Below are 21,939 nucleotides of genomic sequence, written 5' to 3'. Positions count from 1 at the left end.
GGGAGGCTTTGGCGCGCCGAAGGATCGGCGCGGGCACGCCAGCGGCAGCAACGTGGGGCTGCCGGAAGGGACGGTGGTTTTTTCCGCCGACAACCACATCTCCCTGGCCGCCGACATCTTCTACGAGCGCTTCCCGGAGGAGCTCAAGGACAAGGCGCCCCGGATCTGGTACGAGGACGGCGCCTATCAGGTCGGGCGCAAGGGACAGTCGTTTCTGCCGGGTGACTTCAGCGCGGTGCTGATGCAATACGACGACTTGCCCGGGGCCGCAAGCACCAACATCGAGGCCCGCATCCAGGAGCTGCACGACGACGGCGTCGACAAGGAGCTGGCGTTCCCCAACGCGGTGCTGGCGCTCTTCCATTACCCGGACAAGAAGCTTCGCGAACTCGCGTTCCGTATCTACAACGAGTACATCGCGGAGCTCCAGGAGCGCTCGGACGGCCACTTTTACGGCGCCGGGCTGATCAACTGGTGGGACCCGCAGGGCGCCCGGCGCACGCTGGATGAGCTGAAGTCGCTGGGGCTCAAGACGTTTCTGATGCCGCTCAACCCCGGCAAGGACGACGACGGCAACCCCATCGACTACTCGAGCACGTCGATGGACGCCGTCTGGGACGAGATCGAGGCCGCCGGCCTGCCCATCACCCACCACATCGGGGAGACACCGCCGAAGAGCCCGACCGAGTTCAACAGCGTCGTCGTCGGCATGATGATCAATATCGACGGATTCCGGGAAACGTTCGCCAAGTACATCTTCGGCGGCATCCTCGACCGGCACCCGACGCTGCGCCTCGGCTGGTTCGAGGGCGGGATCTCCTGGGTCCCGTGGGCGCTGCAAGACGCCGAGCACCTGGTGGCGTCCTATCAGCACATGTTCAACCGGCCGCTGGAGCATGACGTGCGCTACTACTGGGACAACCACATGAGCGCGTCGTTCATGGTCGACCCCCTGGGTCTGCAGCTGATCGACAAGATCGGTGTGGACAAGGTGATGTGGTCCAGCGATTACCCGCACAACGAAAGCACCTACGGGTACTCGGAGAAATCGCTGGCCGCCGTCGTCGACGCCGTGGGCCCGGAGAACGCGGCGCGAATCGTCAGCGGCAACATCACCAAATTCCTGGGCCTGTAATGACGACGCTGGCACAATCGGGCGCCGGTCTGGTGATCCCCGAAACTCCGGACCTGGGCCGGATGCGTCGCGAGACGGGCAGCCGGCTGCGCGCGGCGATGGCCGAGCGCGGTGTCGACGCGATGCTCCTGCTGGGCAACAGCGCGGTGGTGTACGCCACCGGGACCAGTTGGCCGCTGGGCGACGCGGGGCTGTCCTACGTCGAGCGGCCGGTGGCCGTGGTGCTCGCCGACGACGAATGGCCGCACCTGTTCCTGCCGTTCCGTGAGGGGGCCGCGCACGAGTCGGAGCTTCCCGCCGACCATCTGCACGGGCCGGTCTACCTCGAATTCGACGAGGGAGTCAGTGATTTCGCGCGCCGACTGGCCGATCTGATACCGGCCGGGGCGGTGATCGCGGTGGACGAGTGCACCGGTGCGATGTCGCGCGCCGCGAAGTCGTTGTTCCCCAACGGCGTTCCGGCCGATGCGGCAGCCATCGTCAGCGCGGCCAAGGTCGTCAAGACCCCGGACGAGCTGTCGTGCATCCGCACCGCCGTGCGGATCACCGATGAGGCGATGGTCGACGTGGCCAAGGCCCTCGCCCCCGGCGTCCGCCAGATCGATTTGTCGGCGAGCTTCTTGCGGCGGGCCTTCGAACTGGGCGCCATGGCCAGCATGCTGGAACCGATCTGGCAGGTGATGCCGCCCAGCAAGGCCGAAGGGGTCTGGACGACGCACGGCGACTTGGCGCTGCCCCTGCTGAGCACCGAGCGCGAACTGGCCGAGGGCGACGTCCTGTGGACCGACGTCAGCATCACCTATCACGGGTACTGTTCGGACTTCGGCCGCACCTGGATCGTGGGCCGCGAGCCGACGCCGCGTCAGCAGGCGCAGTTCGACAGGTGGCAGAGCATCGTCACCGCGGTCGAGACCGTGGCCCGTGCCGGCGCCACCGCGGGCGATCTGGGCAGGGCCGCCATCGCGGCCAACGACGGTACCCGGCCGTGGCTGCCGCACTTCTACCTCGGGCACGGGATCGGCGTCAACGCGGCCGAGATGCCCATGATCGGAACGGATCTCGGCCAGGAGTTCGACGACAACTTCGTCCTGCAGCCGGGAATGGTGCTGGTGCTCGAGCCGGTGGTCTGGGAGGACGGCACCGGTGGCTACCGCAGCGAAGAAGTCGTGGTGATAACCGAGGAAGGCTCGACTCGATTGACCGACTACCCCTATGCCCCCTATGGCTCCCATGTCCGTTGAAGTCTGCCCCGACGAGCGGGCGCTACGATCCGGTCGCCGTCAGCGCGCCCTGGACCAGATGGCTGCCCACGACATCGATGTGCTGGTTTTGGGTCGCCAGGCCAACACCCGCTACGTCACCGGCACCCCGCAGCTGTGGGTCGCCGGTACCCGGCCGTTCGGCCCGTCCTGCGTGTTGGTTCGCGAGACCGGCGCGCTTCACCTGCTCAGCACGTGGGACGAAGGCGTCCCGGAGGACATTCCCCACGAGAACCTGTACGGCATCTCGTGGAACCCGGCCACGACCATGTCGGTGCTGCGACGCATCGACGGTGCGGCCACGGCGCGCCGCGTCGGAACGGACGCGCTCTCACCGGCTTTCGCGCAGCTTCTGCCGACCGCCTTTCCCAACGCCGAGCTGGTCGACGGCGAGTTGGCGATGCGCGCCGCGCGGCGCGTCAAGACCGCCGAGGAGGTGATCGCGCTGCGGGAAGCGTGCGCGGTCGCCGAGTCCGGCCTGGCCGCCGCGGTGGCCGAGTTGCACCCCGGCGTGCGCGAACGAACCCTGGCCGGCGTCATGCTGGAGGCCATGGCGGCCGGCGGCGTGAGCACGCCGTCGAATCAGGAATTCGCCTGGATCACGTCGCCCGATCACCCGTGGCGAGGGGACGCCGGAGACGGCCGCGTGAATGATGGCGATCTGGTGGCGTTTTCGGCCGGCGTGCTCGCCGGTGGCTACATGGGTGAGGTCGGGCGGACCTGGCCGGCGGGCGAAGTCAACGGCGCCCCCGCGTTGTATCGGCGCTGGGACGATCTGTGGGCCAGGCTGCTCGCCGCCTGCCGTCCCGGCGCCGGCGCCAATGAATTGCTGGCGGCCTACGAGGCCGCCGGGGAACCCGCGCCGCCGATGCCGGTGGCCCGGGGCCTGGGCATGGGCTTCGACCCGCCGGTTGTGTCGAAGCACTTGCCCCGTACTGCGGCCGACGAAAGACTGGAGCCGGGAATGGTTTTGGCCGTGACCGGCTACGTCTGGGAGCAGGGAGTCGGGGCGGTGTTCGGGCGTGAGGCGGTGTTGATCACCCCCGATGGCGCGGAGGTGCTGACCTCGAGCCCGTCATGGCGGGCATAGGTGAACAACCGCCGGTCGATGCGCCCTTGGTCGGCTGCACGGTCGTCGACCTCTCCACCGGGATAGCGGGCGCCTACTGCACAAAGCTGCTCGCCGACGGCGGCGCCGACGTCATCAAAGTCGAGCCACCAGAAGGCGATCCGCTGCGACGGTGGTCGTCCTCGGGCGCTTCCGTCCCCGCCGACGCCGACGGCGCGCTGTTCAGCTTCCTGTCTGGTTCCAAGCACAGCGTGGTCGCCGATCCCGCGGTGGACGACGACGCCGACCTGGTGACGCGGTTACTGGCCGGCGCGGACGCCGTGGTGTGGTCCAGCGGGTCGCGGGTGGCCGAGCATCCGCGGTTCATGCCCGAGGCGATCCATCGGGCACACCGGCACCTGACCGTCACGTCGATCACACCGTTCGGCCTGCGCGGTCCCTGGAAAGACCGGGCGGCAACGGAATTCACGCTGCAGGCATGGTCGGGCGGGATCGTCGGGTTGGGCCGCGGGTTGCCGGAACGGGCGCCCGTCTTCGTCGGCGGGCAGGTCGGTGAGTACATGGCCGGAGCCTACGCAAGTGCCGCCACTCTGGCGTCGCGGTTGCGCCGCAATGGATCGGCGGGCCCGGGGGAGATCATCGACCTGTCGATGCTGGAGACCCAGATCCTGTGCCTGACTTATTATCCGGTGACCTACTTCGAGATGCTCGGCCGGCCGTGGCGAGACGCGAGGCGCCTCACGGTGCCGGGCGTGGCCCAGGCGAAGGATGGTCTGGTCGACCTCGGCTGTGGGACCGCGCAGCAGTGGTTTGACCTGTGCGCGATGGTCGGTCACCCGGAGTGGATCGACGAACAATCGCCGCTGACCATCACGGAGCAGGCCAACGTCCACGCCGAAGACATCTACGCCTGGGTGGAGGCGAACCTGGTCGACGAGATCCGCGAACTCGCGACGGCGTTCCGGATCCCGAATGCGCCCGTGGCCAACGGCGCCAACATCGAGTCATTGGAACACTTCGTCGAAAGAGGTTCGTTTGTGCCCCACCCGCGCGGCGACTTCCACCAGCCGAACCACCCGTACCGGATGCGGCCCGCGAAGCTGCGCGGGCCCGCGGCGGCGCCGCGGTTGGGTGAGCACACCGCGCATCATCGCGCCGCGACCGTACCCCCGCGCCCCGCGCCGGCAACGTCGGGGTCGCCGAAGCCCTTGCCGTTCAGCGGGCTTCGAGTGTTGGACATGACGACCTTCTGGGCCGGACCCTGCTGCACTCACTTTCTGGCCATGCTCGGCGCCGAAGTCATCCACGTCGAGTCCGCCCGCCGGCCGGACGGCACCCGGCTCATCGCCGGAATACCCAGTACCGAAAGGCAGTGGTGGGACAAGTCGCCGATCTTCGCCGCGCTGAACACCAACAAGAAGGGCCTGGCGCTGGACGTGCAGCGTCCGCAAGGACGGGAGGTCCTACTGCGGCTCATCGCGACGTGCGATGTGATCGTGGAGAACTTCACCCCCCGGGTGCTCGACCAGATCGGCCTGGATTTCGCGGCGGTTCAAGCGGTTCGGCCCGACGCGGTGATGCTGCGCATGCCCGGTTTCGGGCTGGACGGGCCGTGGCGCGACAACCCCGCGTTCGCCTACGCGATCGAATCGGCGTCCGGCCTGAGCTGGCTGACCGGCTACCCCGACCGCGCGCCGTACGAGCCGTATTCGATCGGCGACCCCAACGCCGGTGTCCATGCCCTCAACGCCCTGCTGCTGGCGCTGGAGTACAGACGCCGCACCGGGCACGGGGTGCTGGTCGAGGCGTCGATGGTCGACGCGGCGCTGAACATCTCCGCCGAGCAGGTCATCGAGTACACCGCCTACGGGGCGCTGCTGCAGCGCGCCGGCAACCGCGGGCCGACCGCGACGCCTCAGAACCTCTATCGCAGCGCCGACATCGATGAATTCGGCCGACCGGACAGCTGGGTCGCCATCGCGGTGCAAACCGACGATCAATGGGAAAAGTTGTGCGAAGCGATCGGATCACCCTCCTGGGCAACCGATCCCAGGCTTTCGACCGCGGCCGGGCGGCGCGCCGAGGCGAACTTGATCGATGAGCGGCTGGCCGCGTGGTGTGAGCACCGGCGCTGCGACGACATCGTCGCCACGCTGTGGGACGCCGGTGTGCCGGTGGCCAAGGTGATGCAGCCCCATCGCCAAACGGAGTTGCAGCAGCTGGGATTTCGCGGGTTCTTCGAAGAGGTCGACGACCCGCTGAACGGCCGGGCCAGGCTCAGCACCGTGCCCATGAGGTTCTCCAGCGGGCCCGGGCGCCTGCACACGAATCCGGCGCCCACACTCGGGCAGCACAACCATGAGGTGCTCTCCGCGCTGGGTCTGACCCCAACCGAGGTCGCCGACCTGGAGGCCGAGGGAATCATCGCCACCGCCCCTGCGAGGTAGGCCGCCGCCAGTCTGCTGTCACATTTCTAAGTGCTGCGGAGTCTGATGGGGTATGGACGCACTCCTTCACCGAAGCGCATTGGTTCTTTTGGGCGCCGGCGGCGCCGTAACGGGCGCGTGGGCCTACGCGGCGCCGCGCCACTGGTACGACAACTTTCCGGGATTCGGCATGACCTGGCTCCCGCAACTCGGCCCATTCAACGAGCATTTCGTCAAGGACGTCGGGGCGATGTTTCTGGCGCTGGCCGCGCTGAGCGCCGTGACGTTTGTCTTGGTCGCCAACCAAACCCTCGTCAGGGTCACGGCGGTCACGTGGCTCGTCTTCAACACGCTGCACTGCATCTATCACCTGTCGATGCTGCAGATGTACAACACCCGGGACGCGACGGCGAACGCCATCCTGTTGCCGCTGCTCGTGCTAATTGCCGCAGCGCTGTTGATGCCGGTCCGAATCAACCACGCGCCCAACGAGATCCCAATGCGCGAGAGGCTGATCGACAGGCCTTAGTGAGCCCAGCCCTCCGCGGCCTGTTCGTCGAACGTGCGGTCAATGCGCTCGAAGCGGCGCTTGACCGACGCGCGCGCCGCTTCGTGGGGCAGGACGTACAAGCGATTCGCCAGGATCGCGTCGGCCGTCAGCCGCGCCACGTCGTCGACACCCAGGGTCTGGTCCTGCGCCGGCAGCGGCCCGAGCGAACCTGTCACGTCGGGCGTCGACGCCAGCCCGTAGTCCGCGCCGCGGATTCGTTCCGAGTTGGACACCAGCTTGGTTTCGACCACCATCGGGCACAACACCGAGACGCCGATGCCGTTGTCCCTGACCTCTCTGGACAGCGTCTCCGCCAGGGCCACGACCCCGTACTTGGCCACGCCGTACGCCCCGAGGCCCGCGTTGGGAACCAGCCCGGCGAATGACGCGGTGAACGCGATGTGGCCACCGGTGCCCTGCTCGAGCAGCCTCGGCAGGAACGCCTCGACGGCATGGATCGACCCCCACAGGTCGATATCGATCACCCAGCGCCAGTCCTCGTGCGTCATCTGCGCGATCGGCCCCGCGACCACGATGCCGGCGTTGCTGAACAGGACATCCACCTGGCCGAGCAGGCGAAACGCTTCGTCCGCGAGGTGAACCATCTCCTCGAGATGCCGCACGTCGCACATCACGCCGTGGGCGTCGACGCCCTCGCCACGCAAGTGCGCGACGGCCTGCTCCAGTGCGGGCTGGTCGACGTCGGCAAGCACGAGCCTGGCTCCCCGGCGGGCAAACTCGGTGGCGGTGGCCAGGCCGATGCCGCTCGCCCCGCCGGTGACCACGGCGCCGCGTCCCTCGAATCCGTCCATGGGACGGAACGCTACTTAAGGCAGCTACCCGCGTCGATGGGCAGGGTCACGCCGGTGACGTAGCGGGACTCGTCGGAGGCGAAGAACAGCACCGCGTTGCTGATGTCGATGGGGTCGACCCAGGGGATCGGCAGCGTGTGGAACATCTGGCAGATCGGCGCCATGTCGTCGGGACCCGGGTTTTCCAGATCCGGCCGGAACATCCGCCACGTCCCCTCGTTCATGATCATCGGGGTGCTCACGTGCGTGGGATGCACCGAATTGACCCGAATCATGTGCTGCCCCAACTCGACTCCGAAGGCGCGCATCAGCCCCACCACGCCGTGCTTGGCGGCGACGTAGTGCCCGGTGTGCGGGTACGCCTTGAGCCCCCCGACCGAACTGGTCAGCACGATCGACCCGCCGCGCCCGCCGGCCAGGATGTGCGGGACACCGGCCTTCACGGTCTTCCACACCCCCGACAGGTTGACGTCGATCATTTCCGTCCAGTCCTCTTCGCTGGTCTTGTCCAGCGTTTCGCCGCCGTTGCCGATGCCCGCGTTGGCGACGATGATGTCCAGCCGGCCCAGTTGCTCCACACCGCTGTCGACGGCGGCCTTCAGTGCGGCGTAGTCGCGCACGTCGACTTCGGCGGTGACGATCCGGCGGTTGTGTCCCTTGACGAGGTCGGCAGTCTCCGCCAGGTCCTCCGGCGTCGACGCGGGGATCGCCGAGCCCTCGACCAGGCCCTCGCGGATGGGCTTGCAAATGTCGACGGCGATGATGTCGGCGCCCTCCTGCGCCAGCCGAACCGCGTGGCTGCGGCCCTGACCGCGCGCCGCCCCGGTGATGAAGGCGACTTTGCCCTCGACACGTCCAGTCATGGCTACTACCTCATTTCCTCAATGGCTCAGCGGACAGCCGTTGTCGTCGCCCACCGACGCATGTCAACGCCGGATCCATTTTGGCTAGATCCCGTTCTAGATATTAGAGAACATCATTCTCTGCTGGCAATGGCGTGCGCTATTTGCTCGTTCCGTCACGGGGCGAACGAACGCGCTAGCCGACGAATCCGCGTGAGCAGAAGTCCCACACCTCGTCGGCGGTGATGGGATGCACCGTCGCGTCGTCGGAGCCGCCACTTGATTGCGCGATGAACATGACCGTCTGCATGGTCATGGCGGCCACTCGCTTCGGGTTGATTTCGGCGCGCAGCTTGCCGGCCTCGGCGGCGGCCTCCATCAGCTCGGTGAGCAACGCCAGCAGCGGGGCGTGCGCGACCTTGACCTCGGCCGGGTGCGTGACCAGCAAACGGGGCGCGAAGTCGGTGAACAGCGGCCGCTTGGCCGTCGGGTCGGGGCGTGAAGACTCGTACAGCAGCTCGACGGCGACCTTGAGGCGCTCCAGTGCGTCGGTGTGGCTCTCCGTGGCCGCGCGGATCTGATCGGCGGACCGGCTCAATGCGTCTTCGAACAGGGCGAGCAAGAGCTCGTGCTTGCCGTCGAACTGCAGGTAGAAGCTCCGCAACGACTGGCGCGAGCGATCCACGACCTCCTGGACGGTAAAGTCGGTGCTGCCCTTCTCGATGATGATGGCCTGTGCCGCGTCGAGGAATCGCTGAACACGCTGTGCCGCGCGCAGTTTCGCGGTCTTGATCGACCGCTCGACGGCGCGCTGCTTCCAGGCCGGCTCTTCGCTCGGGCTTGTCACGGTCGGCTCGGACGATTGCCGCGTGGGGAGAACATGATTGGACTCTACCGGAGAACGCCGTGCCATCGGTGCGCTCGACCCCCTATGGACGCCGTGTCGGAGATTGTAACTTTCTCACGACGAGAATACTATTCTCTTACACGTGTGTAGGGAAGCGTAATCGCAAGAGCGAAACGCGCCGGCCCCGAGAATCGCCGGAACCGTCTTTCAGGGAGTGCTGTGCAACTGACCTTCGATGCCGACGTCGAGGCGTTCCGCGCCGAGTTCGTGGCGTTTCTGGACGAGCATCTCCCCTCCGACGCGGAGGCCCTCGAGCGGCCGCGGTCGAGTTCGCACGTCCCGGAGTGGGCTCGGCGCTGGCAGCGGCTGCTCTTCGACAGCGGGTGGCTGCTGCCCGGCAATCCACCGGAATTCGGTGGTCGCAACGCGACGCTTTTGCAGCAGTACGTGCATATGGAGGAATTGGGTCGCCGGCGCATCTATCAAAGTTTCAATCCGCAGGGCGTGGGCATCATCGCGGCGTCGTTGCTGACGTTTGGCACCACGGAGCAGAAGCGGCGGTGGGCGGTGCCGATTTTGCGGGCCGAGATCACGGCGTCGCTGGGGATGAGCGAACCGGGCGCGGGCTCCGACCTGGCGTCGCTGAAAACGCGGGCGGTGCTTGACGGTAACCACTTCGTGGTCAACGGGCAGAAGGTGTGGACGTCGGGCGCTCACGACGCCGACGTGTTGTTGACATTCGTCCGCACCGATCCGGGAAAGCCGAAACACAAGGGCATCAGCGCGTTGATGATCCCGACCAATACTCCGGGTGTGGTGCGTCGCCCGTTCGCGTCGATGTGCGACGGCGACGAAATCGACTTCAACGAGGTGTTTTTCACCGATGCGCGAGTGCCGGCCGAGAATCTCGTCGGCCAGCTCGATGAGGGCTGGCGGGTGGCAACCGGTTCGCTGGGACACGAACGGGTCATGCTGTGGATGGGCTACGTCGACCTGTTGCACGGGCTGACCGCCGATTTCAGCCCGTCCGGAGCGCTCGAGCGCGACCGCTACGCCACCCTGGTGATGGATTCCTACGCGCTGCGGCTGCTGGGGTCGGCCGCCCTGGCGCGCGCCGCGCGCGGCGAGGAGGACGTGCCCGCCCAGTCGGTCCTCAAGCTGCTTGGTTCCGAGGCGCTGCAGCGCGCCTCGGAGGACGCGCTGAACGCCTCGGGCGCCGAGGGTCTCGTGTACCACGCGGTGACGGCCCCGTTCGTCCCGCTGAATCTCGACAGCCACTACCGCAGCTGGTTCGACCGCTACGCCCGCAGCTTCGCCGCGACCATCGCCGGCGGCACGTCCGAGATTCAGCGGAACATCATCGCCGAACGGGTCCTCGGCCTGCCGCGCAACTAGCGGGCGTCCGACCAGGCGTAGTAACCGATCACGGCGACCCCGGCCGCGATCGACACGGCCCCTAACGCCATGCCCGCCATGGCGATTCGGGGATTGTTGGCCTCACCGCGCTGCACCCGTCTGCGGGCGACATCGCCCGTTATCACCGCCGCGATGCCGAACGGCACCCCGATCAGCAGCCAGCAGGTAAGTAGCGCGACGATGCCCACGAGCAGCGAGGCGACGCCGACCTCGTTTCGGGGTACGTCGGGCTGGCTCATCGCGTCCCATCCTCGTGGTTGCGAGACGAGTGTACGCGCAGGAATCCGGTCGACCGTTACAGCTGCGCCAGCCGTGGCGCGAAGCCCTTGGTTCGCAACATCGTTCCGGCTTCGCGGGTCAATTCCCGTGCGCTGCCCAGCAGCCCGTCCAAGACCAGCGACCGCTTGACGTGGTGGTGCAGCTGGTGCTCGGCGGTGAAGCCGATGCCGCCCAGCACCTGCTGGCAGTGGCGCGCGGCGGTGAGCGCCGCCTGTCCGGCCGCGGCCTTGGCCAGCAGGGACGCCAGGCCGGCGTCATCCGGCTGCGCGGCGTTCAGGGTCGCCTCGGCGCCCTCGATCGCGACGAGCGTTTCGGCCAACCGGTGCCGGATCGCCTGAAATGAGCTGATGCGCTGACCGAACTGGACCCGGTCGCCGCGGTGCTGGCGCGCCAGCGTCAGCATCGCCCGGCTGGTGCCGACCAGCCACCAGCCCACCGCCCGCCTGCCCTCGGCGAGCGGCACCGGATCGCCCTCGGGCACATGGTGTATCGGCAGCCCGCCCATCGTCGCGGCGGCGCGGTCGTCGCGCTCCCACACCACCCACGAACCCCCGGCGAACGGCAGGGGCACTGTTCCGCCGTCCGCGCGTCCGGCCGCCCGCAGCACCACATCGTTGAGCACCGGGGCATGCGCGCCGGTCTCGCCGAGCAGACGGAACACCAAAGGTATTGCCGCGTCGGGTATTTCGTCGAGCATGTCGCGCCAGCCGAGCTCGGACAGCGCCGCGTCGAGCTTGGTCCCGCTCGCGGCGGTCATGGTGGTCCGCAGCGAGTCGGCCAGCATGCTGAGTGCCTCGGAGTCCACCGTTCACTCCTTCCCGAGGTCGAGCAGCCGGCGCGCGATGATGTTGCGCTGGATCTCGGCGGTGCCGCCATAGATGGTGGCCGCGCGCGAATAGAGGTACTCCGAGCGCCACGGTGTGTCGTCGAGCTCCAGCGTTCCGGGCAACAGGTCGCGGACGGTGTCGTAGAGCCGTTGCTCGGCGGCGGCCAACAGAACTTTGTCGATCGAGGTGTCCGGTCCCAATCGCGCGCCGTCGCGCAACCGGTGCTGGGTGTCTCGGGATCGGCAGCGCAACGTGTGCAGCGCCAGATAGGCCGAGCCGAGGGCCGATTCGTCGGGTTCGCGCGCTTCGGCCAGGAGCTGGTCGAAGCGCGAGTACAGGTAGGCGATTCGCTGCCAGAAGCAGGCGGAGCGCTCATAGGGCAGCAGGTCCATCGCGAGTCGCCAGCCGTCTCCGGGTTGGCCGAGCATGCGGCTTGCCGGGATCACCACGTCGTCGTAGTAGACCTCGCAGAATTCGTCCACCCCGTGCATCGTGTGTAGCGGCCGAATGGTGATGCCCGGGGTGTCGAGGTCGACGAAGAAGGCGGTGATTCCGTCGTAGCCCGGCGCGGTGCGGGTCAGCAGGACGCAGCGTGTCGAGAACTGCGCGAAGCTGGTCCAGACCTTCTGGCCGTTGACGATCCAGTTGTCGCCTTGAGGCGTGGCTCGGGTGGTCAGCGAGGCCAGGTCGCTGCCGGACCCCGGCTCGGAAAAGCCCTGGCACCAGTGCTCGCGACCGCTGAGCAGCCGCGGCACCATCTCCGCCGCGAGTTCGCCGGGCGCGTAATCGATCATCGTGGGTGCCAGCACCTCGAGCATCGAGTAGGGGCCCGGCTCGGCCAGCCGGCGGCCCACCACTTCCTCGCCGACGATCGCGCGAAGCACGGCGGGACCCCCCAGGCCGCCGACTTCGACCGGCCAGCCGTAGCGCATCCAATCGGCGTCATACAACGCACGGCTGACCCGGGCGAATTGCTCCATATGGCCCTGCAGCGAGTGGTCGGGCCCCGGGGTCAGATCATTGTCGTCGAGCCACGCGCACAGGCCTGCCCGGAACTCCTCGACATTCACGGCTCGGCTTTCACGGCTGCGGGCGGCCGACGGCGTGCGGGCGCCCGGAGTCGTGCACGCCGCTGCGACGGATGAACGTCATCGCCCTTGTCTTCAGCCGCCATCCGTCGGCGGTGCGGGCGTAGGTGTCGCGGTAGTAGCCGATCCTCATGTCATGGGTGGCGTGGTCGATGAAGCACAGCGGCTGGGTGCCGCTGGCCGAATCGCCGTCGATGTCTACCAGCGCGGTTCCCGTGAGAAACAAGCCCTTTGGCGCCGCTGCCACCAACTCGGGGAACTTGTCCAGCGGGTACGTGTCGCCGAACGCGCTGTAGGTTCCGTCCGGGGTGAATACGCCGACCAGGCCGTCGATGTCCTCCTGGGTGATGGTTACGGCGTAGCGGGCGAGCAGCTGCTGAATCTCGACCAGGTCGTCAGTTCTGGTTGGCATAGACCTTGCCGCCTTTCATGACGAAGCTGACGTGCTGGGTAACGGTGATGTCTTCCAACGGGTTTCCGGGTACCGCGATGATATCGGCGAGCTGCCCCGCCGCCAGCCGTCCCCGGTCGGTCGAGTTGATCAGCTCCGCCGCGGTCACCGTCGCGGCGCGCAGCACCGCCAGCGGCGGCAGGCCCCATTCGACGAGGGTGACCAGTTCGTCGGCGTTCTTGCCGTGCGGTATCGCGGGGGCGTCGGTGCCGACGGCGATCTTCACACCGGCTTTGTGCGCGGCCAGGATCGAGGTGCGCGACCTCGGGAACATCTCCGCGGCCTTGGCCTGCAGCTCGGGCGGGGCGTGCGAGACGTCCATGCCCTCCGCCAAGCGCCGCGTGGACACCAGGAACGTGCCGTGCTCGACCATCGTCGCGATCGCGTCGTCGTCGATCAGGAAGCCGTGCTCGATGCAGTCGATGCCGGCCGCGACGGCATGCTTTACCGCGTCCGCCCCGTGCGTGTGGGCGGCGACGCGCAACCCGCGCCGGTGCGCCTCGTCGACGATCGCACGCAGTTCCTCGTCCGAATAATGTTGCGCCCCGGGCGGTCCCGTCAGCGACATCACACCACCGGAGCAGCAGACCTTGATCAGCTCGGCGCCGTGTTTGATCTGGTAGCGCACCGCCTTGCGGATTTCGTCGATCCCGTTGGCGATGCCCTCTTCGACCGTCAGATCCAGCACGTGGGGCGCGAACGCGGCGAACATCGTCGGGTCCAGATGGCCGCCGGTCGGGGTGATGGCGTGGCCGGCCGGCACCACTCGCGGCCCCTCGATCCAGCCCGCGTCGATCGCCTTGCCCAGCGCGACGTCGAGCAGGTAACCACCGGTCTTGACGAACAACCCGAGGTTTCGCACCGTGGTGAAGCCGGCGCGCAACGTGCGGCGGGCGTTGCCGACCGCGCGCAGCACCCGCGTCGGGGGGTCGTCCTGGACTTGGGACAAGCCGGGTTTCTCCCCGCGCCCGCCCATCAGAAGGTTGACCTCCATGTCCATCAGCCCGGGCAACAGGATCCGGTCGCCGAGGTCGAGCACCTCATTTTCGGGACCCTGCGGGCCCCGACCGCCCACACTCGCGATTCGGTCGCCCTCGACCTGGATGACGCCGGGGGACACGATCTCGCCGGCGTCGACGTCAAGCAGCCCGGCGGCCTTGATCGTCAACACCGGTTAGATCACCGGTTCCCGGATGCACTCCACCCATGCCGCGCCGCTGTCGGGGACCCGGGGCTGCTTCCACGCCTCGATCGGGAACGACACCATGACGAGCGACTGCATGATGTGCATCAGCGTACGGGCGTCATCGGGCAGGTCGTCGAGCGGGAACTTGTCGCAGTAGGCGATGGCGTCCTCCAGGCGGGGGAACGCCACGTCGTAGAACGCCTGCATCTCCGACATCGTCGAGGCCAGCCGCTTGGCGTAGCGCTCGGGTTCGGTCGCCAGGTCCCAGTCCAAATAGGGCTCGAGGTCAGCGAATTCAGCGGGCAGCGCCATTGTGGGCGTACTCCTTTACGTAATCGCCGGTCGTCTTGTGCAAGTGGCGGATCAAGACTTCCTGATCGCACAGCAGGAATTCCTTGACGGCCCGGGTGCCGATCATGGTCTGGGTCGCTTCCAGCGTGTTGGCGTCCTGCAGCGCGTATTCCTTGAACGTCACCGCGGCCAGCTCCTGGGCCAGCCGCTCGCGTGCGTTGCGCGGCGGAACGAAATACAGCGTGCACTCGAAGATGTGCTTGTCGACGGCGGTGGGCCAGTAGTGGTAGGTCAGGAACCAGCCCGGCTCCCAGATCAGCAGCATGAAGTTGGGGTAGAAGAGCCACGAGTCGATTCCCCACTGCGGCACCCTCTTCACGTTGACACCGGGTGGCAGCTCGAGGTTCTCGATGATCTCCGGCTTGTCCCACGGACCGAACAAGCCGCTGCGCAACACCTGGTCCATCGGCTTGACCATGGACATGTCGGGCGGCGGCGCCTGACCGCCCCACGTCGACTGCAGGCTGTGCGGGCCGGCCACCTCGTAGTGCAACGCCTCGTAGCCGTACTTCTGGATCTTGGCGGCTTCTTCCTTGGTGTACTGACCCTGGTGCAGGATCGGCGCGTGGTAGAACTCGATGAACGCGTCGATGAACAGCTTCCAGTTGCTGCCGACCTCGGCCCGGTAGGAGTAGGTCTCCGTCATCTCGCCGAAGGGGTAGCCCTCGATGCTCTTGGCCAGCGGCCCGAGGTAGTCGATCAGCGGCGCCGCGTTGTCGTCGAAGTTGATGAAGATGAAGCCTTCCCACACTTCGCAGCGCACTGGCGCCAGGCCGTATTGGCTCTTGTCGAGGTCGAAAAACTCGTCCTCCTGTTGGACGAAGGTCAGGTCGCCGTCCAGGCTGTAGCGCCAGGCGTGGTATTTGCAGGTGAACTGCCGGCAGGTACCCGACGTCTCCTCATGCGGAAAGTCGTTCCATACCAGCTTGTTTCCGCGGTGACGGCAGACGTTGTGGAACGCCTTGACGGATCCGTCCTTGGTCTTGACGACGATCACCGACATGCCTTTCCCGGCCGACGGCAGCTCTTTGGTGAAGTAGCTGCCGGTGCGCGGCAGCCGCCCCACGCGGCCGACGTTGAGCCAGGTTTTCTTGAAGATCGCCTCGCGCTCGGCCTCGAAGAATGCCGGATCGATGGAATCGGTGTAGTCGACCGGGGCGGTCCCCAGTTCGGGGTAGTTTTCTGTCCAGCTTCCGGCAGCTGGTTTCGGGAAGTGGGGCAAGGCTCTAACCTTTCTCGTTCTCGAGCTGAACGCCAAAAGTGTTGATGGCCATCGCGAGCGCGATGTAGCCGCCGACCGTGAAGACGAAGTCCATCCGCTGACGTTCGTCAAGCCGTTCGCCGAGGGTCGCCCACGTCTGATCCGAGACATTCGACTTCTCGTCGAGTTCGTCGACGGCGGCGAACACGGCGCGATCGAACTCGTCGTCGGTCTGGCCGGTTTTGGCGGCCGCGATCTCGGCGTCGGAGAGTCCCGCTTCCTTCGCGATGTCCACGTGGTGTGACCATTCGTAGGCGCAGTCACGCCGATGGGCGACCCGCAGGATCGCTTGCTCGCGGACGCGCACGGGAAGGGAGGAAGCAAAGAGCAGATACCCGCTGAACCGCAAATACGCGCGGGTCAACTTCGGGTGGCGCACGAGCGTCGACATGAGAGTGCCGGCATCCCGCGGATTACGCCGTTCCGGGGGCAGCATGCCGGACAGTGACTGCTCGACAGCCTCGTCCCACTGGTCCGCGGGCAGCGGCTGCAGGCGCATCCGGGGTCTCCTCTCGGCGTTCTCCCGACCAACTCTCGGACAAGGAGAATCAGATTCTCATTTCCAACCAATAGACTTGCATGATTCGGTCGGATGGTCAATGCCGACGGCCGGGATCCGTGCTGGCCGGGCCCGCGACGTTCGCTGGATGTTGATTCTCGCTGCGCGAGAAGATAGTTTTCAAAATAGTGATCTTGGCGCCAGGCGATCATTCGCCGATGCTGTGCGGAGCGGCGCGTCCGAATCGCTCAGCTGGATCAGACTTGGAGAGGACTGGCCATGAACAAGGAAGACATGATCCTGATCAGCGTCGACGACCACACCGTCGAGCCGCCGGACATGTTCAAGAACCACCTGGCCAAGAAGTACATCGACGACGCGCCCCGATTGGTGCACAATCCCGACGGCTCCGACATGTGGAAATTCCGCGACACGGTCATCCCGAACGTGGCGCTGAACGCGGTCGCCGGCAGGCCCAAGGAGGAGTACGGCATCGAGCCGACCGGGCTCGACGAAATCCGGCCGGGTTGTTACAACGTGGACGAACGCATCAAGGACATGAACGCCGGGGGCATCCTGGCCTCGATCTGCTTCCCGTCGTTCCCCGGTTTCGCCGGGCGGCTGTTCGCCACCGAGGACCACGACTTCTCGATCTCGCTGGTACAGGCGTACAACGACTGGCACATCGACGAGTGGTGTGGGGCGTACCCCGCGCGGTTCATCCCGATGGCGATCCCGGTGATCTGGGACGCCGAGGCGTGCGCCGCCGAGGTGCGCCGGGTGTCGAAGAAGGGCGTGCACGCGCTGACCTTCACCGAGAACCCGGCCGCGATGGGCTACCCCAGCTTCCACGACGAGTACTGGAACCCGCTGTGGAAGGCGTTGTGCGACACCAACACCGTGATGAACGTGCACATCGGGTCCTCGGGCCGGCTGGCGATCACGGCGCCCGACGCGCCCATGGACGTGATGATCACGCTGCAGCCGATGAACATCGTGCAGGCCGCGGCGGACCTGCTGTGGTCCCGGCCGATCAAGGAATACCCCGACCTGAAGATCGCGCTCTCCGAGGGCGGGACCGGGTGGATCCCCTACTTCCTGGAGCGGGCCGACCGCACCTTCGAAATGCATTCCGCGTGGACCCACCAGAACTTCGGCGGCAAGCTGCCCAGCGACGTCTTCCGCGAGCACTTCCTGACGTGCTTCATCAGCGACAAGGTGGGCGTCGCGCTGCGCAACATGATCGGCATCGACAACATCGCCTGGGAGGCCGACTACCCGCACAGCGACTCGATGTGGCCGGGCGCGCCCGAAGAACTGTGGGATGTGTTGTCCATCAACGACGTTCCCGACGACGAGATCAACAAGATGGCCTACGAGAATGCCATGCGTTGGTACTCGTTCGACCCGTTCACTCACATTTCGCGCGAACAGGCGACCGTCGGTGCGCTGCGCAAGGCCGCCGAGGGGCACGACGTGTCCATCAGGGCGAAGGGCCACGACAAGGACTCCCGGGGCGGCTCGTCCTTCGCGGACTTCGCCGCCAACGCGAAGGCCCTTACCGGCAACACGGACTGAGCCGTACTGGCGCCGAGCAGACGCAAAAGCGCCAAATTTGTCGGCGTGTCGGACGCTTTTGTGTCTGCTCGCGCTGAGAGGAGATCCAGCAGTGCCCGGCGGTGGAATGAACTTCGAGCTGACCGATGACCAGGAGCTGATCCGCCGGTCGGTGGCCGAGCTGGCTCGCAAGTTCGACGACCAGTACTGGATGGAAAAAGACCAGGCGCACGAGTTTCCGGCCGAGTTCTACAAGGCCATCGCCGACGGCGGCTGGCTCGGCATGACGATCCCCACCGAATACGGCGGGCACGGCCTGGGGATCACCGAAGCCACCATCCTGCTCGAAGAGGTCGCCAAATCCGGCGGCGCCATGAACGCCGCCAGCTCAATTCACCTGTCCATCTTCGGCATGCAGCCCGTGGTGGTGCACGGTTCCGACGAACTCAAGGCGCGCACGCTGCCCAAGGTCGCGACCGGTGAGGTGCACGTCTGCTTCGGGGTCACCGAACCCGGTGCCGGGCTGGACACGTCGCGCATCACCACCTTCGCCAAACGCGACGGCGACCGCTACATCGTCAACGGCCGCAAGGTGTGGATCTCGAAAGCCATGGAGTCGGACAAGATCCTGCTGCTGACCCGGACTCAAAGCTATGACGAGGTCGCCAAGAAGACCGACGGGATGACGCTGTTCATCACCGATCTCGACCGCAGCCGAGTCGACATCCGCCCCATTCGCAAGATGGGCCGCAACGCCGTCAGCTCCAACGAGTTGTTCATCGACAATCTCGAGGTGCCCGTCGCCGATCGAATCGGCGAGGAGGGCAAGGGTTTCCAGTACATCCTGGACGGCCTGAATCCCGAACGGATGCTGATCGCCGCCGAGGCGCTCGGCATCGGACGGGTGGCGCTGGACAAGGCCGTGAAGTACGGCAACGAGCGTGAGGTCTTCGGCAGGCCCATCGGAATGAACCAGGGCCTGCAGTTCCCGCTCGCCGATTCGCTGGCCCGCCTCGACGCGGCCGAACTGATGCTGCGCAAGGCGACCTGGCTCTACGACAACGGCAAACCCTGTGGGCGCGAAGCCAATACCGCCAAATACCTGTGCGCGGACGCGGGCTTCACCGCCGCGGACCGGGCGTTGCAGACCCACGGCGGCATGGGTTACGCCGAGGAGTACCACATCACGCGCTACTTCCGCGAGGCCCGCCTGATGAAGATCGCGCCGGTCAGCCAGGAGATGATTTTGAATTTCCTGGGATCCAACGTCCTGAAATTGCCGAGGAGCTATTGATGACCAATCCGCTGTTCGACCTCACGGGCCGATCGGCGTTGGTGACCGGGGCCGGCAGCGGGATCGGGGCGGCGGTCGCACGGGCGCTGGCCACAGCCGGCGCCGCGGTGCTCGTCAGCGACATCGACGGTGACGCGGCTTCGGCCGTCGCACAGGAGATTTGCGCCACCGGCGGCAAGGCCGACGGCATCGCCCTCGACGTCCGCGACCGGCAGGCGGCCGACGCGGCTGCCGGACGAGCCGCGGGCCTCACCGAGGGGACGCTGCACATTCTGGTCAACAACGCCGGAGTCACCGCGCCCGCCATGTTCGCCGATCTCACCGACGAGAGCTTCCACCGGGTGCTCGACATCCACCTCATGGGCGCCTTTCACTGCGCCCAGGCCGCGCTCGCGTTCCTGCCGACCGACGGAACGGGCCGAATCATCAACGTCGTCTCGTCGGCCGGGATTACCGGCACCCTCGGGCAGGTGAACTACTCCGCCGCCAAGGCCAGCATCATCGGGTTCACCAAGTCGCTGGCTCGTGAGATGGCGCCCAAGAGGATTCTGGTCAACGCGCTGGCGCCGTTGGCGGCCACGAAAATGACCGAGACCATCCGGACCAACGAAAAGTTCGCGGCCAACATGATGGCCCGAATCCCGTTGAAGCGCTGGGCCGAACCCGAGGAAGTCGCCGGCGCGTTCGTCTTCCTGGCTTCCGACGCCGCGTCGTACATCACCGGGCAGGTGTTGCCGGTCGACGGCGGCATGGTGATGTGATTACGCCCGACGATCCCGTGCTGCTGGTGGACGACCGCGGCGGCGTGCGGACGCTGACCCTCAATCGTCCGCGCCGCAAGAACGCGATCAACCCCGAGCTGTGGCTCGCGTTGCGGGACGCCCTCGACGAGACGGGGCGTGACCGCGGCGTGCGTGCGCTCGTCATCACCGGAGCCGGCGGCAGCTTCTGCTCCGGCGCCGACATCTCGGTACCCGACGACATTCATCCGAAATACAAGCTGCAGCGCCTCACCGACGTGGCGCTGGCGTTGCACGAGCTCGCGATTCCGACCGTCGCCAAAGTGACCGGCGTCGCGGTCGGGGCCGGATGGAACCTGGCGCTGGGCTGCGATCTGGTGGTCGCCACACCGGAATCCTCGTTCTGCCAGATCTTTTCCAAGCGGGGCCTGTCCATCGACCTGGGCGGTTCCTGGCTGCTGCCGAAACACGTTGGCCTGCAACAGGCCAAGCGCCTCGCGCTGCTCGCGGAGACCATCGACGCGGCCGAAGCCCAAGCCCTCAACCTGGTGACCTGGGTGGTGTCCGCCACCGAGATCGATGCCTTCGTCCGGGATCTCGCCGACCGGCTCGCGGCCGGTCCGCCGTTCGCGCTGGCGCAAACGAAGGCACTGCTGGACGAGGGCGCCCACAGTACCTTTCGCGACGCGCTGGCCAACGAGGCGCGCGCGCAAATCGGCAATTTCGCGACGGCGGACGCGGCGGACGCCTATGCCGCGTTCGCCGAGCGACGCGAGCCGTCGTTTACTGGTCGATGGGCGTTATCGAGTTCTGACGAAAAAACACGGAGTGAAGATGCGTGAGACAGTCATCGTCGAGGCGGTTCGGACCGCGGTAGGAAAGCGCAACGGCGGGTTGTCGGGCATGCATCCCGCGGACCTGTCCGCGGTCGTGCTCAACGAGGTGCTGGAACGCGCCGGCGTCGGCCCGGAAATCGTCGACGACGTGATCTGGGGATGCGTGTCGCAGGTCGGGGACCAGTCCAGCAACATCGGGCGCTACGCCGTCCTGGCCGCCGGCTGGCCGGAGACCATCCCCGGGACCACGGTCAACCGGGCGTGCGGTTCGAGTCAGCAGGCGCTCGACTTCGCCGTGCAGGCGGTGATGTCGGGTCAGCAGGACGTCGTCGTGGCCGGCGGCGTGGAGGTGATGAGCCGCGTTCCGCTGGGTGCGGCCCGGGCGTCGGGGATGCCTTACGGCCCGAAAGTCCTTGAGCGCTATGACGATTTCTCGTTCAACCAGGGCCTGTCGGCGGAGATGATCGCCAAGAAGTGGGGGTTTTCCCGCGGCCAGCTGGACGAGTACTCGGCCCAGTCGCACGAGCGGGCGGCCGCCGCGCAGGACGGCGGGGCCTTCACCGATCAGATCGTTCCGGTGTTCACCGACGACGGAGCCGTCGTCGCCGACGAGGGGGTGCGCCGGGGCACCACCGTCGACAAACTGGCCGGGCTCAAGCCCGCGTTCGTCGACGACGGCGTGATCCATGCGGGCAATTCCTCGCAGATCTCCGACGGGGCGGCGGCGCTGCTGGTGACCACGTCGGAGATGGCCGTCGAGTTGGGTTTGACGCCGTTGCTGCGCTACCGGGCCGGCGCCGTCACGGGGGCGGACCCGGTGCTCATGCTGACCGGCCCCATCCCGGCGACCGAGAAGGTGCTGACCAAGGCCGGCGTCTCACTCGGGGACGTGGGGGTCTTCGAGGTCAACGAGGCGTTCGCGCCGGTCCCCCTGGCGTGGCTCGCGGAAACCGGAGCGGACCCCGATCGCCTGAACCCGCTCGGCGGCGCCATCGCGCTGGGACACCCGCTGGGCGCCTCCGGCGCGGTGCTGATGACCCGCATGGCCCACCACATGCGGGATAACGGCATCCGATACGGCCTGCAGACGATGTGCGAGGGCGGCGGCACGGCCAACGCCACCCTGGTCGAGCTGGTCTCTTAACGCGCCGCAAAACGGCCCGAAATGCGACGCTTGTCACAGGCGGCAAACCAACCTACTGTGTGTTCAGTAG

General features: G+C 66.9%; 22 protein-coding genes. 11 read left to right on the top strand and 11 right to left on the bottom strand.

Translation table 11 applies throughout. The features are described from left to right. The first annotated feature begins 73 nt into the window (after nucleotides 1-73). Genes A5655_RS14405 through A5655_RS14385 form a run of 5 tightly spaced genes read left to right on the top strand, consistent with a single transcriptional unit; the run spans nucleotide 74 to nucleotide 6,418 of the window. A complete protein-coding gene (locus A5655_RS14405; RefSeq protein ID WP_197508701.1) occupies nucleotides 74-1,135 on the top strand; it encodes an amidohydrolase family protein in 1,062 nt (353 codons plus the stop codon). Beyond that, nucleotides 1,135-2,376, top strand: a complete 1,242-nt coding sequence (locus tag A5655_RS14400; protein WP_067011122.1) for a Xaa-Pro peptidase family protein — start codon at nucleotides 1,135-1,137, stop codon at nucleotides 2,374-2,376. The genes A5655_RS14405 and A5655_RS14400 overlap by 1 nt, the downstream gene beginning before the upstream one ends. Beyond that, nucleotides 2,366-3,484, top strand: coding sequence for a Xaa-Pro peptidase family protein (locus tag A5655_RS14395; protein WP_067011121.1), 1,119 nt, complete (start codon nucleotides 2,366-2,368; stop codon nucleotides 3,482-3,484). Before A5655_RS14400 ends, A5655_RS14395 begins: the two co-directional genes overlap by 11 nt. Continuing rightward, complete coding sequence (locus tag A5655_RS14390; protein ID WP_067011119.1) at nucleotides 3,472-5,910, top strand: CoA transferase; 2,439 nt, start codon at nucleotides 3,472-3,474, stop codon at nucleotides 5,908-5,910. Before A5655_RS14395 ends, A5655_RS14390 begins: the two co-directional genes overlap by 13 nt. A 52-nt stretch (nucleotides 5,911-5,962) precedes the next feature. Then, nucleotides 5,963-6,418 (top strand): hypothetical protein, encoded by a 456-nt coding sequence (locus A5655_RS14385; protein ID WP_067011117.1) that lies wholly within the window; start codon nucleotides 5,963-5,965, stop codon nucleotides 6,416-6,418. Here A5655_RS14385 and A5655_RS14380 read toward each other — a convergent pair. The 3 genes from A5655_RS14380 to A5655_RS14370 all read right to left on the bottom strand — a co-directional run bounded on the left by A5655_RS14380 (nucleotide 6,415) and on the right by A5655_RS14370 (nucleotide 8,940). Further along, nucleotides 6,415-7,251: an SDR family NAD(P)-dependent oxidoreductase gene (locus A5655_RS14380; protein ID WP_067011115.1), complete on the bottom strand. Its 837-nt coding sequence runs from the start codon at nucleotides 7,249-7,251 to the stop codon at nucleotides 6,415-6,417. The genes A5655_RS14385 and A5655_RS14380 overlap by 4 nt on opposite strands. A gap of 11 nt (nucleotides 7,252-7,262) precedes the next feature. Then, entirely contained in the window at nucleotides 7,263-8,114 is an 852-nt protein-coding gene (locus A5655_RS14375) for a mycofactocin-coupled SDR family oxidoreductase (RefSeq protein WP_067011113.1), read from the bottom strand. 175 nt (nucleotides 8,115-8,289) lie between these two features. Further along, nucleotides 8,290-8,940, bottom strand: coding sequence for a TetR/AcrR family transcriptional regulator (locus A5655_RS14370; RefSeq protein WP_067011112.1), 651 nt, complete (start codon nucleotides 8,938-8,940; stop codon nucleotides 8,290-8,292). Between the two features lie 219 nt (nucleotides 8,941-9,159). Between A5655_RS14370 and A5655_RS14365 the strand changes: the two genes are divergently transcribed. Next, nucleotides 9,160-10,335 (top strand): acyl-CoA dehydrogenase family protein, encoded by a 1,176-nt coding sequence (locus A5655_RS14365; protein ID WP_067011110.1) that lies wholly within the window; start codon nucleotides 9,160-9,162, stop codon nucleotides 10,333-10,335. Here the strand turns inward: A5655_RS14365 and A5655_RS14360 are convergent. From A5655_RS14360 to A5655_RS14325, 8 genes are read right to left on the bottom strand one after another with little or no spacing between them, the layout of a single operon-like run. After that, nucleotides 10,332-10,595, bottom strand: coding sequence for a DUF4190 domain-containing protein (locus tag A5655_RS14360; RefSeq protein ID WP_067011108.1), 264 nt, complete (start codon nucleotides 10,593-10,595; stop codon nucleotides 10,332-10,334). The two genes, A5655_RS14365 and A5655_RS14360, sit on opposite strands and share 4 nt — an antisense overlap. 56 nt (nucleotides 10,596-10,651) lie before the next feature. Next, nucleotides 10,652-11,419 carry an acyl-CoA dehydrogenase family protein gene (locus A5655_RS14355; RefSeq protein WP_067011284.1) on the bottom strand — a complete coding sequence of 256 codons (768 nt, stop codon included), beginning with the start codon at nucleotides 11,417-11,419 and terminating at the stop codon, nucleotides 10,652-10,654. 24 nt (nucleotides 11,420-11,443) lie between these two features. Beyond that, entirely contained in the window at nucleotides 11,444-12,532 is a 1,089-nt protein-coding gene (locus A5655_RS14350) for an acyl-CoA dehydrogenase family protein (protein ID WP_067011106.1), read from the bottom strand. A 10-nt stretch (nucleotides 12,533-12,542) separates the two neighbouring features. Then, the gene (locus tag A5655_RS14345) at nucleotides 12,543-12,962 is read right to left on the bottom strand and encodes a nuclear transport factor 2 family protein (RefSeq protein WP_067011104.1); all 420 of its coding nucleotides are present in this window, start codon (nucleotides 12,960-12,962) and stop codon (nucleotides 12,543-12,545) included. Next, complete coding sequence (locus A5655_RS14340) at nucleotides 12,946-14,172, bottom strand: amidohydrolase family protein (RefSeq protein WP_067011102.1); 1,227 nt, start codon at nucleotides 14,170-14,172, stop codon at nucleotides 12,946-12,948. Before A5655_RS14340 ends, A5655_RS14345 begins: the two co-directional genes overlap by 17 nt. Nucleotides 14,173-14,175: 3 nt before the next feature. Further along, a complete protein-coding gene (locus A5655_RS14335; RefSeq protein WP_067011100.1) occupies nucleotides 14,176-14,499 on the bottom strand; it encodes a hypothetical protein in 324 nt (107 codons plus the stop codon). Then, nucleotides 14,483-15,760 carry an aromatic ring-hydroxylating dioxygenase subunit alpha gene (locus A5655_RS14330; RefSeq protein WP_067011098.1) on the bottom strand — a complete coding sequence of 426 codons (1,278 nt, stop codon included), beginning with the start codon at nucleotides 15,758-15,760 and terminating at the stop codon, nucleotides 14,483-14,485. Before A5655_RS14330 ends, A5655_RS14335 begins: the two co-directional genes overlap by 17 nt. Before the next feature lie 4 nt (nucleotides 15,761-15,764). Next, complete coding sequence (locus A5655_RS14325) at nucleotides 15,765-16,298, bottom strand: carboxymuconolactone decarboxylase family protein (RefSeq protein WP_067011096.1); 534 nt, start codon at nucleotides 16,296-16,298, stop codon at nucleotides 15,765-15,767. 279 nt (nucleotides 16,299-16,577) lie between these two features. On the opposite strand from A5655_RS14325, the gene A5655_RS14320 reads away from it, so the two are divergent. The 5 genes from A5655_RS14320 (at nucleotide 16,578) to A5655_RS14300 (ending at nucleotide 21,869) form a co-directional block, all read left to right on the top strand. Beyond that, nucleotides 16,578-17,876, top strand: a complete 1,299-nt coding sequence (locus A5655_RS14320) for an amidohydrolase family protein (RefSeq protein WP_067011095.1) — start codon at nucleotides 16,578-16,580, stop codon at nucleotides 17,874-17,876. Between the two features lie 106 nt (nucleotides 17,877-17,982). Next, complete coding sequence (locus A5655_RS14315) at nucleotides 17,983-19,149, top strand: acyl-CoA dehydrogenase family protein (RefSeq protein WP_067011093.1); 1,167 nt, start codon at nucleotides 17,983-17,985, stop codon at nucleotides 19,147-19,149. Continuing rightward, on the top strand, nucleotides 19,149-19,910 hold the full coding sequence (locus A5655_RS14310; protein WP_067011091.1) for an SDR family NAD(P)-dependent oxidoreductase: 762 nt from the start codon (nucleotides 19,149-19,151) through the stop codon (nucleotides 19,908-19,910). The genes A5655_RS14315 and A5655_RS14310 overlap by 1 nt, the downstream gene beginning before the upstream one ends. Continuing rightward, nucleotides 19,907-20,731, top strand: a complete 825-nt coding sequence (locus A5655_RS14305) for an enoyl-CoA hydratase/isomerase family protein (RefSeq protein ID WP_067011089.1) — start codon at nucleotides 19,907-19,909, stop codon at nucleotides 20,729-20,731. Before A5655_RS14310 ends, A5655_RS14305 begins: the two co-directional genes overlap by 4 nt. Then, complete coding sequence (locus A5655_RS14300) at nucleotides 20,724-21,869, top strand: thiolase family protein (protein ID WP_067011087.1); 1,146 nt, start codon at nucleotides 20,724-20,726, stop codon at nucleotides 21,867-21,869. Before A5655_RS14305 ends, A5655_RS14300 begins: the two co-directional genes overlap by 8 nt. Nucleotides 21,870-21,939 lie beyond the last annotated feature (70 nt).

Source organism: Mycobacterium sp. 1081908.1 (assembly GCF_001673535.1).
GTDB lineage: Bacteria > Actinomycetota > Actinomycetes > Mycobacteriales > Mycobacteriaceae > Mycobacterium.
The sequence above is the reverse complement of the archived record's forward strand: the minus strand, read 5'-3'. Positions and strand labels throughout refer to the sequence as shown.

Bases quoted from the DNA above. Each gene is read 5' to 3' on its own strand.
- A5655_RS14400 (WP_067011122.1), top strand. From the start codon at position 1,135: ATGACGACGCTGGCACAATCGGGCGCCGGTCTGGTGATCCCCGAAACT.
- A5655_RS14395 (WP_067011121.1), top strand. From the start codon at position 2,366: ATGTCCGTTGAAGTCTGCCCCGACGAGCGGGCGCTACGATCCGGTCGC.
- A5655_RS14390 (WP_067011119.1), top strand. From the start codon at position 3,472: ATGGCGGGCATAGGTGAACAACCGCCGGTCGATGCGCCCTTGGTCGGC.
- A5655_RS14385 (WP_067011117.1), top strand. From the start codon at position 5,963: ATGGACGCACTCCTTCACCGAAGCGCATTGGTTCTTTTGGGCGCCGGC.
- A5655_RS14380 (WP_067011115.1), bottom strand. From the start codon at position 7,251: ATGGACGGATTCGAGGGACGCGGCGCCGTGGTCACCGGCGGGGCGAGC.
- A5655_RS14375 (WP_067011113.1), bottom strand. From the start codon at position 8,114: ATGACTGGACGTGTCGAGGGCAAAGTCGCCTTCATCACCGGGGCGGCG.
- A5655_RS14360 (WP_067011108.1), bottom strand. From the start codon at position 10,595: ATGAGCCAGCCCGACGTACCCCGAAACGAGGTCGGCGTCGCCTCGCTG.
- A5655_RS14355 (WP_067011284.1), bottom strand. From the start codon at position 11,419: ATGCTGGCCGACTCGCTGCGGACCACCATGACCGCCGCGAGCGGGACC.
- A5655_RS14345 (WP_067011104.1), bottom strand. From the start codon at position 12,962: ATGCCAACCAGAACTGACGACCTGGTCGAGATTCAGCAGCTGCTCGCC.
- A5655_RS14335 (WP_067011100.1), bottom strand. From the start codon at position 14,499: ATGGCGCTGCCCGCTGAATTCGCTGACCTCGAGCCCTATTTGGACTGG.
- A5655_RS14325 (WP_067011096.1), bottom strand. From the start codon at position 16,298: ATGCGCCTGCAGCCGCTGCCCGCGGACCAGTGGGACGAGGCTGTCGAG.
- A5655_RS14320 (WP_067011095.1), top strand. From the start codon at position 16,578: ATGAACAAGGAAGACATGATCCTGATCAGCGTCGACGACCACACCGTC.
- A5655_RS14315 (WP_067011093.1), top strand. From the start codon at position 17,983: ATGAACTTCGAGCTGACCGATGACCAGGAGCTGATCCGCCGGTCGGTG.
- A5655_RS14310 (WP_067011091.1), top strand. From the start codon at position 19,149: ATGACCAATCCGCTGTTCGACCTCACGGGCCGATCGGCGTTGGTGACC.
- A5655_RS14300 (WP_067011087.1), top strand. From the start codon at position 20,724: ATGCGTGAGACAGTCATCGTCGAGGCGGTTCGGACCGCGGTAGGAAAG.